At 58.0% G+C, this 14,014-nt stretch carries 10 protein-coding genes; 5 read left to right on the forward strand and 5 right to left on the reverse strand.

Annotated features, from left to right (window positions below):
- The first annotated feature begins 216 nt into the window (after nt 1-216).
- Together ACZ48V_RS01615 and ACZ48V_RS01620 are read left to right on the forward strand one after the other, a co-directional pair.
- Complete coding sequence (locus ACZ48V_RS01615) at nt 217-1,608, forward strand: NAD(P)/FAD-dependent oxidoreductase (RefSeq protein ID WP_464540980.1); 1,392 nt, start codon at nt 217-219, stop codon at nt 1,606-1,608.
- A 92-nt stretch (nt 1,609-1,700) separates the two neighbouring features.
- Nucleotides 1,701-2,519, forward strand: coding sequence for an EcsC family protein (locus ACZ48V_RS01620; protein WP_464540982.1), 819 nt, complete (start codon nt 1,701-1,703; stop codon nt 2,517-2,519).
- A gap of 37 nt (nt 2,520-2,556) precedes the next feature.
- Here ACZ48V_RS01620 and ACZ48V_RS01625 read toward each other — a convergent pair whose 3' ends face one another.
- Nucleotides 2,557-4,287 carry a GAF domain-containing sensor histidine kinase gene (locus tag ACZ48V_RS01625; protein WP_464540984.1) on the reverse strand — a complete coding sequence of 577 codons (1,731 nt, stop codon included), beginning with the start codon at nt 4,285-4,287 and terminating at the stop codon, nt 2,557-2,559.
- 363 nt (nt 4,288-4,650) lie between these two features.
- Between ACZ48V_RS01625 and ACZ48V_RS01630 the strand changes: the two genes are divergently transcribed.
- Both ACZ48V_RS01630 and ACZ48V_RS01635 read left to right on the forward strand, forming a co-directional pair.
- On the forward strand, nt 4,651-5,616 hold the full coding sequence (locus ACZ48V_RS01630; protein WP_464543157.1) for a transposase: 966 nt from the start codon (nt 4,651-4,653) through the stop codon (nt 5,614-5,616).
- Between the two features lie 63 nt (nt 5,617-5,679).
- Nucleotides 5,680-7,497 (forward strand): ABC transporter ATP-binding protein, encoded by a 1,818-nt coding sequence (locus tag ACZ48V_RS01635; RefSeq protein WP_464540986.1) that lies wholly within the window; start codon nt 5,680-5,682, stop codon nt 7,495-7,497.
- 63 nt (nt 7,498-7,560) lie between these two features.
- On the opposite strand, the gene ACZ48V_RS01640 is transcribed toward ACZ48V_RS01635, so the two are convergent.
- The 4 genes from ACZ48V_RS01640 to ACZ48V_RS01655 all read right to left on the reverse strand — a co-directional run bounded on the left by ACZ48V_RS01640 (nt 7,561) and on the right by ACZ48V_RS01655 (nt 11,218).
- Nucleotides 7,561-8,493 carry a metal ABC transporter substrate-binding protein gene (locus tag ACZ48V_RS01640; protein ID WP_464540988.1) on the reverse strand — a complete coding sequence of 311 codons (933 nt, stop codon included), beginning with the start codon at nt 8,491-8,493 and terminating at the stop codon, nt 7,561-7,563.
- A 198-nt stretch (nt 8,494-8,691) separates the two neighbouring features.
- A complete protein-coding gene (locus ACZ48V_RS01645) occupies nt 8,692-9,126 on the reverse strand; it encodes a DUF3299 domain-containing protein (RefSeq protein WP_464540990.1) in 435 nt (144 codons plus the stop codon).
- Between the two features lie 54 nt (nt 9,127-9,180).
- Nucleotides 9,181-10,557, reverse strand: coding sequence for an ABC transporter permease (locus tag ACZ48V_RS01650; protein ID WP_464540992.1), 1,377 nt, complete (start codon nt 10,555-10,557; stop codon nt 9,181-9,183).
- A 13-nt stretch (nt 10,558-10,570) separates the two neighbouring features.
- Nucleotides 10,571-11,218, reverse strand: a complete 648-nt coding sequence (locus ACZ48V_RS01655; RefSeq protein ID WP_464540994.1) for an ABC transporter ATP-binding protein — start codon at nt 11,216-11,218, stop codon at nt 10,571-10,573.
- Nucleotides 11,219-11,607: 389 nt separating this feature from the next.
- Here ACZ48V_RS01655 and ACZ48V_RS01660 point away from each other — a divergent pair, with 389 nt between their 5' ends.
- Nucleotides 11,608-13,680 (forward strand): amino acid permease, encoded by a 2,073-nt coding sequence (locus ACZ48V_RS01660; RefSeq protein ID WP_464540996.1) that lies wholly within the window; start codon nt 11,608-11,610, stop codon nt 13,678-13,680.
- Nucleotides 13,681-14,014: the final 334 nt, after the last annotated feature.

Raw genomic sequence — 14,014 nt, forward strand, 5'->3', positions numbered from 1 at the left:
CATTTCTATTATAGAGGGGGGGGACACAGAGTCAAGAAGACATGAACAGTAAATTGTTACGATTCCTTGAAGACACAACCGCCCATGCCGTAACGTTGCTGTTCCTTCGCTACTCATTTCCCCTGGTAGCGCATCCAGACCACGCACATTCCAGCCGTGCAGGCGTTAAGCCCCAACACGTGCGCCTTTGCATGTAATATGATACCTTCTTCCGTTATGAATATGCCTGCCAACGGAGCGTCCTCTGCCGGATCGCCGTCCACTCGTTCATCTCGTAACGGCTCGCTGCCCGAGGCCTCGCCCGGCGGTGCGCCGCCCCATGTTGTTATCATCGGCGCGGGATTTGGTGGGCTGGAGGCCGCAAAGGCGCTGCGCCGCTCGCCTGTTGAGGTCACAATTGTGGATCGCAACAACTATCACAAGTTTCAGCCGCTCCTCTACGAGGTGGCTATGGCGGGGCTGGAGCCGGATGACATTGCCCACAACGTGCGCGACATCTTCCGCAACGACGACAACATCCGCTTCCGGATGGGTACCGTCACCGACATCGACACACAGGGCCAGCGCATTGAGCTCGATAACGGCTTCATCACCTACGACTACCTGATCGTGGCGGGCGGGGCCGAGGTCAACTACTTTGGCGTAGCAGGTGCCCAGGAGCACGCTTTCCCGCTGAAGAACGTGACCGATGCCGTCAGCCTGCGCCACCACACGCTGCGTCAGTTTGAGCGCTACGACCGCCTGCGCCTCGAATCCCCCGACACTATTCCCGACGGGATGCTCAACTTCGTACTCGTAGGCGGCGGACCCACCGGCGTCGAAATGTCGGGCGCGCTTGTGGAGCTTTTCGACACGCTCGATCGCGACTATCCCGACTTCGACGTCCGCGAACACGCCCGCGTCATCCTTCTGGAGATGCAAGACGCCCTGCTGCAGGGGTACGACGACTCGCTGCAAGACTACACGCGCCGCACCCTTGAAAACCGCGGCGTAGATGTGCGGACCGGCACCACCGTCGAACAGGTCGGCGCCGACACCGTCACCCTGGCCGATGGCTCGCACATCCCCACGCACACCCTGATCTGGGCCGCCGGCGTGCAGGCCAGTCCATTGGCTGACCTGCTCGGAGCCGAGCAAACGCGCACCGGACAGGTCGTCGTCTCCGATACGCTGGCGCTGCCTACCCACGACAATGTGTTCGTGGTGGGCGACATGGCCGCTATGGAGCGCGACGCAAACAGCGACTGGCTGCCACAGCTCGCGCAGGTTGCCATTCAGTCGGGCGAGCACGCCGCCAAGCAGATCCGCGAAGATGTGCAGGGCCGCAGCCGAACCGCCTTCTCGTACAGCGACTACGGACAGATGGCGACTATTGGGCGTAACGCTGCCGTGGCCGAACTCGCGGGCGGACTCAAGTTCAAGGGCATCATTGCCTGGCTCATGTGGGTCGTCATCCACATCGCCAAGCTGGTCGGCTTCCGCAACCGCGCCAGCGTGTTCATGGACTGGATCTACAACTACTTCACGTACAAGCGCCACGCTCGCCTCATTCTGGATTCGGAGCATGCCCCCAAAGAAGCCGAATCGCCTGCCGCGCCGGTGGCATAGCTGCGCGTCGTAACTTTGCGTTTGGGGGATGCGTACAGTAGGCGACGTTGCGCTTACCTTTCGCATCCCCATAGCCAACCTGCCTTGTGTCTATGCGTCTTACCGCCGACGAACGTGCTGCCCGCCGCGATATTGATACCTGGGCGCAGAGCATGGGCTCGCCCGTCTCGCAGCTCATCAACTGGGCTATGCAGCCTGTTGACTGGATGGTAGAGCGCACCGTATCGGGCGAGATGCTCGACCGCGCCGAAGACGTCACCTCCGAAGCCCTCTCGCAGCTCAGCGACATGTCGGCACGCACCGGCATACTCGACACCGTGCGCTCGGATGCGCACAAACAAGGACTCGACATCGACGCCGTAGAAGATCTGCGCCACGAGCCGCTGGAAGTCCTCGACGAGCTCGCTCAGACACGCATGCAACAGAATGCACTCATTGCCGCGCTGGAGGGCGGCGGTACCGGGCTCGGCGGCGCCGCGCTGCTCGTCGCCGACATTCCGCTACTATTTACGATCAACTTCCGCGTGATTCAGACGATCAGCGCGTGTTACGGCTTCCCCATGGAGGACGCTGCGTACCGTCCGCTCGTGCTGGCCATCTTTACCGCAGCAGCCTCGGGCAGCCGCGCCGCCCGTGGCGATGCGCTTCGTGAGTCCAGCGTAGCTGCCGCCGCCCTGGTGCACGACCACCCGTACAGCGGGCGCCGCACCGGGTCGTTCCACGAGCAGAATCGCCACGTACCGCGCGAGATTGCGAAGGCGCTCATCCGCCGCAAGCTGGGCCAACTCATTCCGCTGGCGGGGGCCGCCGTGGGCGCAGGTGTAAACTACTGGTTCACCAAAGCCACCGCCAAGACATCGTTCATGTGCAGCCGCGCGCTGTACCTCGACTGGAAGGAGCGGCATCGGTAACGCGTGCTGCGCTAAGTCTACCGATGCTTACAGATACTTATAATAGAAACGGGTCTTGACCGGCAGAACCTGTTTTTTCAACGTAGCGCGGCACCCGCACTGTAAACGTGGTGCCTTCTCCAGGCGTAGTGCGCACAACCATACTCCCCTGCATCAGCTTTAAGAGCTGCTGGGCAATCGTAAGCCCCAGTCCGCTGCCCTCGTAAGCGCGCCGATTCCCTGTAGAGGACTGCTTGAATGCAGTAAACAGATGCGGAAAAAATGCGGCGTCGATGCCTACGCCGGTGTCAGCGACTGTGACGACGATCGTCTCCGGCTCGGCCTGCATGCGTACCGACACCTGTCCTGCTTCAGAGGTGAACTTGACGGCGTTGTCAATAACGCAGGAGAGCACACGCTCAAACGCATCCCGGTCGAATACCGATTCGGCAGTTGAATCAGGCAGGTCGACCTCGAACGATAGGTCTTTCTCTTTGGCCCGTGCCTGAAACGATGAAGCCACGTCGTACAGCGTGGCGGACGCGCTTAGCGGTGCAGGCTGCATCTCTACCGAACCCGCCTCAAGCTGCGACAGATAGAGCACAGCGTCGAGCGTGTCGAGGAGCCGCTTGCTGGAACGATGCATAAGCCGGCTGAACCGGCGCGCAGGGCCCTTCAGATCCATATCGTTGAGCACCTCGGCAAATCCGATAATTGAGGATAGCGGTGTGCGCACCTCGTGCCCCATGTTGGTCAGGAACGACGACTTCAGGCGGCTCATCTCTTCGGCCTCGTCTTTAGCCCGACGAAGCTGCGCCTCCGCCCTTTTCTGGATCGTGTTATCGAGCAGCACCCCATTGTAAACTAATTCACCTGATCGGGTCGCATTCGGATCGGGCGTTGAGGCTGCTCGAATCCAAATTCTCGTGCCATCGGGCCGGACGAAGGGGATTTCGTGCTCCCACCGCGCCCCAGCATCGACCGCCTCGGCAATCGAGTCGCGGAAGTCCTGTCGGTGTGCGGCAGGCACCCGCTTTATAAACCATCTGAATGCGTCGGCCGGATCATGCTCCTCTACCGGATACCCGAGAAGCTGCTGCGCATATCCGCTGATAAACTCTCCCCGAATCTCCATCTTTGTACGCGGAGCACCGCTTGCAGGTATTGCGCGCACACGGAAGACGACACCCGGCACACTGTTAGCGAGGTCGCGTAGCCGCTTTTCCCGGTTCTGAAGCTCTCTGTATGCGCGCTGGCTCTCGGTCGCACGCATCTCGAGTTCATCCATGACTACCCCTGCCAGCTTCCGCATTGTAGCACGGTCTTGCTCCGACACCGTACGCGGCTCCGTGTCCATTACGCAGAGCGTACCTACCCGGTAGCCGTCGGGAGACGTAAGCGGCATGCCCATGTAGAAGCGCAGATGCGGCGGGCCTGCCACGAACGGATTCCCGATAAAGCGCTTATCTTCGAGCGTATCCCCAACGACAAGCAGTCCAGGCGTTCGGATCGTGATATTGCAGAGCGCCTGATCAAGCGGCGTTTCCCGAATGTCTTCGATTCCCACGCACGACTTAAACCACTGCCGTTCCGCATCAATAAAGTTGACAACCGCCATTGGCATGTCGAGCACGTGCGCGGCCAGATCGGTGATATGATCAAATGCTTCTTCGGGCGGTGTATCCAGAATGTAGTACCGCTGCAGCGCATTGAGACGCTCAGGGGCATCGGGGCGCCCGGCGGTGTCCTCTTGTGCCGCTCGTGATATGTCGGTAGATTCGTCGTTCATAAGAAGGGGGCGTGCACCGCCGATAAGAATGGCCACATGCTGCTATGCCAACACACTGTTGCGCAGCGTACTACCGGACACCAATCGGACAGTGCATATATCATACATAAGAAAGAATAGTACCAGTTGAAGCAAAATCGCAAGCTACGTTTCTGGTTGCATGTTAAGCACGAAATGCAATAAAGTCGCGCGGCAAAAGCAACGTTACTTTTGAATGGCTGCACAGTGCATCTATCCAGGTTTTTTTGAATACGACAACCTGGCATGTTGTTATGCCAATCAGGGGTAGAAAAAACCATGTCGCCGCAGACGGCTTGAAGGGAGATGGACCAACACCTTCCCATACAAGTAGCCCTTGGCGACATGGACATTCAGCATACGCTCATTTGGATCTATCTGTTCGTTTGCCATCACTACCGAGGCCGCCTTGCAGGTGCTACGCAACGACAGAGTAACAACGACAAGCCGGTTTTTACTGACGAAGAAGTACTGACCATTTACCTGTTTGGCCTTGTCAATAAGCGAACAACCATCAGCGAAATACACCGGTACGCCCAGCAGCACTTTGCAGATTGGTTCCCCGACCTACCGTCCTATCAAAGCTATAATCGGCGGCTCAACCGGCTGGAGGCGGTGTTTCCCGTGCTTATCGAGAACGCACTAACACGCATTGAGTCAATGAGCAATCCAATAGAGAATGCACCGATAGAGAATGCACCGATAGAGAATGCACCGATAGAGAATGCACCGATAGAGGTACGGGAAAACCTGTTTCGCGTTGTTGACTCGATGCCAATCATCATGGCGCAAGGCCCGCGTGCATCGAAGGCGAAAGTGGCCTCCGGTCACATTCCAGACACCGGCTACTGTTCGCCCAAGGACCTTTTCTACTACGGCGTGAAGCTCCACGTTGTCGCAAAGCGGAGAAAAGGCACCCTCCCATTGCCTTGCCACATTGGCGTGACCTCAGCCCGTGAACATGATCTGCGGGCGCTTCGTCGTGTGCTGCCCGTGATTAAGGGGGGCACCCTCTGCGGTGATAAGGCCTATTGCGACGAGTCCCTCAAAAAACAGGTAGCGAACGATCAGGACCTCACGCTGGTCACTCCGGTCAAGAAGAAAAAAGGCCAGAAGCAGCTCGCAGCGGCGGACAAACTCTTTTCGAAGGCCATAAACCGCTTGCGTCAGCCGATCGAATCCTTGTTCAACTGGATCAATGAGAAGACAGGTATTCAACAAGCCTCAAAGGTGCGCTCCTACTCCGGTTTGCTTGTTCATGTCTTCGGACGGCTTACTGCTGCCATGCTCATCCTCGCGCTCAACCCCTGATTCGCATTTGTTACATATGCTTGCTACCTGCTGTCTGTTGCCTACGTCCTGATTTCTGCACACATGTCTTCCTCGTCTCAGGCTTCTCCACCTGAACCTCCTTCGTCCGATACCACTGCGTTGCCTGCCAAGCTATGGGCAACCTTAAGACGTATCCTGAGCATCGCAGCGCCGTACCGCTGGCGTCTGGTCGCCGCGATCGTTGCAACCTCGCTCGGAGCGCTGGTTGCGCTGGTCGTTCCCCTCGGACTGCGCGAGCTGCTAAACGCGGTCTTCGAAACCGCCGACCGCGCCCTGCTCGACCGGCTCACGCTGGGTCTGGTGGTTCTCTTTGTACTGCAGGCGCTCTTCAGCTTTCTGGGATCATACGGGCTGGAGTGGACGGGCGAGCGCGTTGTTACGGATCTTCGCAAGCGGCTCTACGCACACCTGCATCGGCAAGACCTTCAGTTTTTTGCGAACCGCCGCACTGGCGACCTCACCTCGCGCCTCACCAACGATGTGAGCTCGGTGCGCGACGCCGTAACACAGGCGCTCTCGGAGTCTTTCACCCAGGTGCTTTCGCTGGTAGGCTCGGTGGCGCTCATGGTTATTCTTAACTGGCGCCTCAGCCTTATTATCTTTGTGGTCGTTCCTGTCGTAACCGCCGCGGCTATTGCCTTTGGGCGCTGGATTCGCCGTCTGGCTCGCACGATTCAAGACGAACTGGCCGACACCACCGCGATCGCCGAGGAGTCTATCGCCGGAATGCGCACCGTAAAGAGCTTTGCGCGCAGCAGCTACGAAACCGAGCGCTACCATACAGCCGTCGAGCAGCTCTTCAACACGGCCCACCGCAAGGTGTGGGCCTCTGCGCTCTTCTCTGCAAGCGTCAGCTTTCTCTTTTTTGGCGCACTGGTTGCAATCTTCTGGTACGGCGGTACCGAGGTACTGGCCGGACGCCTCACCACCGGTGATCTGGTCGCGTTCATCTTCTACGCCTTCAACATCGCCCGCAGCGTAGGTGGGCTCTCCCGCCTCTACAGCACGCTCAATAGCGCAGCAGGCGCCTCCGAGCGCATCTTCCAACTGCTCGATGAGCCCGCAACCGACGCCGATGACCCGTCTCTTCCCGCTCTGCCTCCGATTGAAGGGCGCGTCTCGTTCGAATCCGTAACCTTTGCGTATGACCCGGGCACACCGGTGCTGCACGACCTCTCGTTCACGGTGCCTGCCGGGCAGACCGTAGCGCTTGTGGGGCCCAGCGGGGCCGGTAAAACTACGCTTATGAGCCTCATTCCGCGCTTCTACGATCCACAATCGGGCTGTATTCGGGTGGATGCGGCCGACATTCGCTCCGTGACGCGCAGCAGCCTGCGCGAGCAGCTTGCACTGGTATCGCAAGACGTCCATCTCTTTAACGCGACCATTCGCGAAAACATCCGTTACGGCGCGCTCAGCGCCTCCGATGCCGCTATCGAGGATGCCGCCCGCGCCGCCAACGCCCACGGGTTCATTACCGATCTTGAGGGCGGATACGATGCCGAGGTCGGCGAACGCGGCGTAAAGCTTAGCGGCGGACAGCGGCAACGCGTTGCCATTGCACGCGCGCTTCTGCGCGACGCTCGCATCCTTCTGCTCGACGAAGCCACCTCCGCGCTTGATGCCGAATCGGAGGCGGAAGTGCAAGATGCCCTGGAGCGGCTTATGGAGGGTCGCACCACGTTCATCATTGCCCACCGCCTGGCTACGGTGCAGAATGCCGACCGCATTCTCGTGCTCGACGAGGGCCGCCTGGTGCAAGACGGCACCCACGACGAACTACGGAACACACCCGGCCTCTACCAACGCCTGGCTGACTTGCAGTTTCGGGAGGATGCCAACGCTTCGCTACGCTCGTAAACGATCTTCTGCAGCAGTACTTTTTCTTCAAAGCATGCCTACGCCAAAAAACATCAGGGCTTCCTATTCTGCGAGCACATCGCGAAGCGTGTAGGCGTTGTATCGCATGAGGGCTGCATAGGTCAGGCGTTCATCGCCCCCCCCGACGGGGTCGAGTCCGGCTGTTTTAAGACGTGCGCCCTCAATCACCGAACGCGATGACGTGGCCGGAAGCTGAAGCTGCGTAATCATAGCATGTGCCTCCACATCGCGAGCATGCTCGATAAGCGCATGAATGCGGCGCGCCGATGGCTCGTGCGCCGGGCTACGCTCTACCACTGCTGCAAGCTCCAGGTTGTAGCGCGTAGCAAAGTAGTGCAGGAACGGTTGAGATGTGAGAAACGCCCGGCTACGCACTGGCGCAAGCAGCGAGTCGATCTCTTGATGGAGCGCCTGCAACGAGTCGGCGAAAATGGATGCGTTAGCACGATATGTGTCGCATCCTCCTGCATCTACGGAACAGAGCGTATCGGTGAGCGCGGGCAACAGCGCCTCTACCGCGAGCGGATCGAGCCAGAAGTGCGGGTCGAGATCGCCCGGGCGGTGGTCGTGCGTATCTCCGACTGCCGTGCGCTCATCCATGTGGATCGGGTCGACCGGAAAGGTACGCCGGTAGCTTTCAGGGAGCAGATCGATAAGAGCAACATGACGCGGCGCACCCAACTGCGCGGCCCACTCGTCGAGATCGGCAGCTCCATACAGGAGCGCGCTGCTCTGCCCGGCTGCTCGCACCGTAGACGGACGCGGGTCGAAGGTGTGCGGTGAATCTCCGGACGAAAGGATTGCTGTTGTGGTTGCACGCCCCTCAACCACAGGCTGCACGATGAACTCGAAGGCGGGCAGCGTAACCATGTACTGAGGCGTGTTAGTCTGCGACGAGGTGGGCTCAGCATCTCCACAGGCCGATAGCAGCCACGCTGTACTGGCCAGTAAGAGTATGGGGATCCATCGTGTCATGCTGCTCTGTGTTTTGTCGTTACATATCTCGTGCTAAGTCACGGCCCACTCATACACACGATATGTGTACCGCGTTGACCCAGGCGCATGAACCCTTCTGCAAGAACCTTCTTTACGCAGCAGACCGGGAGCAGACCGGTCTCGCAAGGGACGGTGGCAGGCTATAATCTGGTAGGCTGCACAATGTAGGGAAGCATGCTACTTCTGGACGTGCGCTTCTGTAATGCGGTAGTAGAGCCCCATCTCGTCGTTCTGCAGGACGTGCATCGTTCCCTGCACAGCTACTGCGTCGTAGGTGAAGTCTGTATCGTGCTCAGCACGTACCTCAATCATTGACTCGGGGCCTTCGTTGTCGCAGAAGAAGCAGCCCTGTGAAGGATTGCGCGTCAACAGAAATGTTCGCTGCCCGCCGCCCACTTCGATAGGCATGATGAACCCTTCGATGCGTACGGCGTCGCCATCGAGTGCTTTGACGTCATCAGAAAAGTTTAGAATCCACTGGCGTTCAACCTGTTCGTAGTCAACTTCCGCCAGCGTCTCCCACGAGATAACCTGCTGTGCCGCTACCTGTGGAGGAACGGCAAGTACTCCCCCGAGCACGAAGAGAGTCAGTATTGTGCTGTATAGCTTCATAGGTATCATAGCAGTTAACGCGGTTCATAGAGGAATGACGGTACCGGATGTTGTTCAGGCGCGAGCCAGCGTGTCGGCAATATCAGTCTGATAGGCCTGGTATGCTGGTATAAGCGCCGTAACGAGCCCGACTCCCAGTGCGAGGGCTACAAGTCCCCATTCTTCCGACACCCAGAGCCAGCCCGTTATGCCTACCTGATTGGCTTGTTGAATAGTAGACGCCAGCACGTCTGTTGCTGCATGTCCGAGTCCCAGTCCTACCAGGAGTCCGGCTCCGGCAAAGAGCATCCCTTCGAACAAGACAAACTGAACCAGTGTGCCACGCGAGGCGCCCAGTGTACGCAGCACGGCCAGATCGTATCGGCGCTCTTTCATGGCGTTATAGAGCGCAATGAATATACTGAGAGCAGCTACAACGATGAGCAAGATCCCAAACGCCCGTAGCATATCGAGTCCGATGCCAAGCAGGTTCGTAAGACGTGCCGTTTCAAAGGCAGGCGCGGCAGCCTGAAGGTCGGTTTGGTTGTTTACAAACCGTGGGAATGTAGCAGCCGCTATAGGGGAACGATACTGCACGAGCAGAGCGGTATACTCACGATCGAGGTCAAATACATCGGACTGCACACCCGGCGGAGGTGCTGCCTGCAGCGGTCTTTCGGCCGCGCCCGATGGGGATGCATCCTGATCAGCACGATGCCCGGCACTGCGCTCGTGATCATGGCCGTTCTGGCTATGGCTGTGGTCATCGGAGGCCTCGTGGTCATGGCCTGCTCCGTGCCTGCTGTGCTCATCTCCATCGCCTCCATGACCATGATCGTCGTGCACGGCCCACACGGTCTCGACGCTGGTAAGCACGAGCCGGTCGATAACCGTTCCAGTGGGCGCTATGATACCCGATACCGTGAGCGGAGCATCGTCATGGGCATGTGCGGTCGCATCCCCTATGCCATGCGTACTGAATATGGTATCTCCCACCGCAAGCCCCTCGCGCTGCGCAACGCGGTGTCCTACCGTTACGGTGTAGGTGGCGTCCCACCAGCCACCGGAGGCGAGCGTAGCGTTGTACAGTTCCGCATAGGCACGCTCTGTGCCCACGATGCGATAGCCCCGATAGCTGTCGCCCAGAGCCAGCGGGATGGTCGATGCCACGGCCGGGTGCGATTGTATTGAACGGGCCGAGGCTATCGAGATATTGCCAGTGGGTGCATCGAGATGGTAGACCGATGAAAGCACCAGTTGCAGCGGACTTCCTGTAGCACCGACGACTGCATCAATGCCCTGTGCATCGCGCTCAAGATTTTTCTGCACCTGATCGCCAAAGAGCACAAGCACGACGATGGATGCGATGCCCAGCGCCAGCAGCAGTACGTTGAGTGCCGTGGAGAGCGGGCGGCGCTTCCAGTACGACAGACTGAGCGAGAAAGCGTTCATACGGACTATTCGGTTACGGAGTCGCCAGAGAAGCGCTCAATGTGTATGTGCTGGAAAAACGCTCCTTCACGCGTGCATCGTGCGTAGCGATAAGTAAGGTTGCGTTGTGAGCCTTCGCCTGAGATTGGAGCAGGTCGAGCACCTGTCCGGCACGCTCGTCATCCAAACTGGCGGTCGGCTCGTCGGCCAAGAGCACATCCGGGTTGTTCATGACGGCCCGTGCAATGGCCGCACGCTGCTTCTGTCCGGCACTCAGGGTATGCGGGTATGCATCTGCTTTTTCTACCAGGTCGACTTGCTCTAACAGGGCGAGCGCACGACGCCGATCCTGTGGAAGTCCGGCCATGTAGGGCGCCATCAGCAGATTTTGAACGATCGTGAGCGTATCCAACAGGTGAAGCTGCTGGAATACGATGCCGATGTGTTGCCCTCTGAATCGGTCAAGTGCGGCCCCCTGCAACGTGTGCATATCGCGACCGGAAACCACAACCGTTCCTGCGGTTGGTGTAAGCACACCTGCTACGATGTGCAGCAACGTCGATTTTCCGCTTCCTGAAAGCCCGAGCACAAGCTGATGCTCGCCCTGAGCAACCTGCAGGTCTGGCAGCGCGACGACGGTTTTCTCATCGTACCGGTGAGCTACATCGTTCAGACGAATCATAGGGTACACCCGAATATACACACTGAGTGTTTATTCGTATGTATATAAAAAGCAAGCAGTGTGTTCCTGCTTTTGGACTTTTTGCGTTCTGCGGTCTGTTACTTATCTGCTTATCTGCGCCGCTTTGCTTACTGCGTAAGGGCCGGTGCATTGGCCTGCTGGCTGCTCACGATTTACGACAGGTTCGCACTTCTCTTCCTCGTAGTTTACTACCCTTTCACCTGAAAGGGGAATATGCCCAGCCTCCGCTCGTAATGAACCGACGTATTCAGTCTAATGCCTCCTGAGCCGGGTCCAATGCTCGTCTCAAGTGGCGGACTCGGTGCACCGTTTTGCTTGGGTACCGTGTCTACTTTATGCCGTATACATTTTTCTAAACATCTGTATTTATGGCCTCTTCTTCCAGCAACGAGAAGCTCGCAAAGACACTGGGCCTTAAAGATGTGTTTGCGATTAGTGCTGGAGCTATGATTAGCTCCGGGTTTTTCCTGCTGCCAGGCATCGCCGCTGCCGAGGCAGGACCCTCGGTAGTGCTTGCCTACTTTTTAGCTTCGGTGCTCGTACTTCCGGCGCTACTAAGCCAGGCCGAACTGTCAACTGCGATGCCAAAGGCTGGGGGTACGTATTATATCCTCGATCGCAGCATGGGACCTATTGTTGGCACGATTGGAGGACTCGGTACCTGGCTAGCTCTCACGCTGAAAAGCTCTTTCGCCCTAATCGGGATGGGCGCTTACCTTACGCTCTTCATCGACTTGCCGATGGTGCCTACAGCAGTGGGACTGGTGGTCTTGTTTACACTGCTTAACATATTCGGCGCCAAAGAGACCAGCTCGCTTCAGGTGTTTCTCGTAGCTGTGCTGCTTGTCGTGCTCGTTGGTTTTACAACGTTTGGGCTCCTTGAAGTGCAGCGCCTGGGCATCACCGAAACGACAGGCGAAAAGTTCACGCCCTTTATGCCGTTCGGATTCGAATCGCTCCTGGGCACAATTGGACTGGTCTACGTTTCGTATGCCGGTCTTACTAAGATCGCGAGCGTCTCTGAGGAGGTAAAGCAGCCGGAACGCAACATTCCGCTGGGCATGCTCCTGGCGCTTGGCGTAACCACCCTGGTGTACGTACTGGGGGTGTACGTGCTCGTGGCCGTGCTCGAAGCCGACACGCTCTATGCCGATCTCACACCGATCGCTTCAGCAGGCGCCGTTTTTCTCGACTGGATGCCCGGCGCGCTGGGTACCGGACTCGTTGTGGTGGCCGCGGTGGCTGCATTTGCTTCTACGGGGAATGCAGGGCTGCTCTCTGCATCGCGCGACTTTCTCGCGATGGCGCGCGACCGCCTTATGCCCGACCGGTTCACGCAGATTGGTAAACACGGAACGCCCGTGCCTGCCATCTTGCTCACATCTGCGTTGATGATCTTTTTCATCGTTGGGTTCGATACCGAGGCTGTTGCAAAACTCGCAAGTGCATTTCAGCTCATTGTGCTTGGGTTTATCAACCTGGCTGTTATCGTGATGCGTGAGAGCCGGCTTGAATCGTACGACCCCGACTTCCGCTCTCCCTTCTACCCCTGGATTCAGCTGGTCGGCATCGGGGGCGTGCTGATTATTATTCCGGAGATGGGCTTGCTATCTGTGCTCTTTTCGGGTGGACTGGCTATTCTCGGTATCGTTTGGTACATCTATTACGCCAGCGATCGCGTGTCGCGTTCGGGTGCGTTTCGTACTATCCTGAAACGCCTGGGTGGACCTGCCAAGCAGCTCGATCAGGATCTACGCCAGATCATGAAAGAAAAGGGGCTCCGCTCCGACGACCCTTACAACGAGATCGTATGGGATGCGCACATCTTACAGCTCGATCCATCAGACACCTGGGATGACTTTCTCGACGAGGCCTTTACGCATATGGACGAACTGCAAGAGTCTGTTGGCGAGGATGTCTTGCGTAAGGCCTTCGAAGAACGTACCGATATAAGCTGGACGCCCGATGATCAGGGCATTTCGCTTCCTCATATGCGCCTCAGTTCGGTTGACGACTTCAAACTTGTGATGGGCCATGCACCTCATGGACTGAACACGCCCAATGCCGAGAATCCGGTGTATGCCGTCTTCTTTATGGTCGGCCCCGACGACCGTCCACGTCAACACTTGCGCATTATGGCAGCCATGGCCGATAAGTCAGAGGAAGAAGGATTTGTCGAGGCGTGGCGCGAAGCCGGTGATGAAGAAACACTCCGCCAGCTGCTCTTCCGCAACGAACTCGTAGTGGAGATCGAAGCGCCGCACAACACTATCGTGAAAGAGCTGGAGCTTCCTGAAGGGTGTCTTGTCTCGTACGTCTACCACGAAGGCGAAATGACAACTCCCGGTGGGGACACTCCCGTACATGAAGGAGATACCCTTGTTATTATCGGATCTCAGGAGGGGCTGCAGCGAGTGCGCGAACAGTATTCTACTGTATAAGGCAAGGCTGCTTCCGCGCTGCCTCTCTCCACATGACATACACTGCACGTCTTCCTATCGTGCGTGTGCAAATACGAAACGCCCTCAGAAAATCACCTCTGAGAACCTGTTTTGATTTCTTAATTTGGGCTCCGAGCGGCGGCGCTGGACTGGGGCCGAAGGTCATGCCCCTGGTGCAAATTGCCCCCGATGTCGACCCGTAGCCCCGGCTACGAATCTCCATCGGGGTCCAATTTTCGCTTCAGCGGCGCTCGCTCTCGCCTGCAAACCAAAACCCAAACAGGCTCTGAGGGCGTTTCTTGCTGTGTGTCTTGTTGTGTGCTTGTGAGGCTTG

The sequence above is a fragment of the Longimonas haloalkaliphila genome, from assembly GCF_055379825.1.

Coding starts and splice junctions, on each gene's coding strand:
- ACZ48V_RS01615 (WP_464540980.1), top strand. CDS start 217: ATGAATATGCCTGCCAACGGAGCGTCCTCTGCCGGATCGCCGTCCACT.
- ACZ48V_RS01620 (WP_464540982.1), top strand. CDS start 1,701: ATGCGTCTTACCGCCGACGAACGTGCTGCCCGCCGCGATATTGATACC.
- ACZ48V_RS01625 (WP_464540984.1), bottom strand. CDS start 4,287: ATGAACGACGAATCTACCGACATATCACGAGCGGCACAAGAGGACACC.
- ACZ48V_RS01630 (WP_464543157.1), top strand. CDS start 4,651: ATGGACATTCAGCATACGCTCATTTGGATCTATCTGTTCGTTTGCCAT.
- ACZ48V_RS01635 (WP_464540986.1), top strand. CDS start 5,680: ATGTCTTCCTCGTCTCAGGCTTCTCCACCTGAACCTCCTTCGTCCGAT.
- ACZ48V_RS01640 (WP_464540988.1), bottom strand. CDS start 8,493: ATGACACGATGGATCCCCATACTCTTACTGGCCAGTACAGCGTGGCTG.
- ACZ48V_RS01645 (WP_464540990.1), bottom strand. CDS start 9,126: ATGAAGCTATACAGCACAATACTGACTCTCTTCGTGCTCGGGGGAGTA.
- ACZ48V_RS01650 (WP_464540992.1), bottom strand. CDS start 10,557: ATGAACGCTTTCTCGCTCAGTCTGTCGTACTGGAAGCGCCGCCCGCTC.
- ACZ48V_RS01655 (WP_464540994.1), bottom strand. CDS start 11,218: ATGATTCGTCTGAACGATGTAGCTCACCGGTACGATGAGAAAACCGTC.
- ACZ48V_RS01660 (WP_464540996.1), top strand. CDS start 11,608: ATGGCCTCTTCTTCCAGCAACGAGAAGCTCGCAAAGACACTGGGCCTT.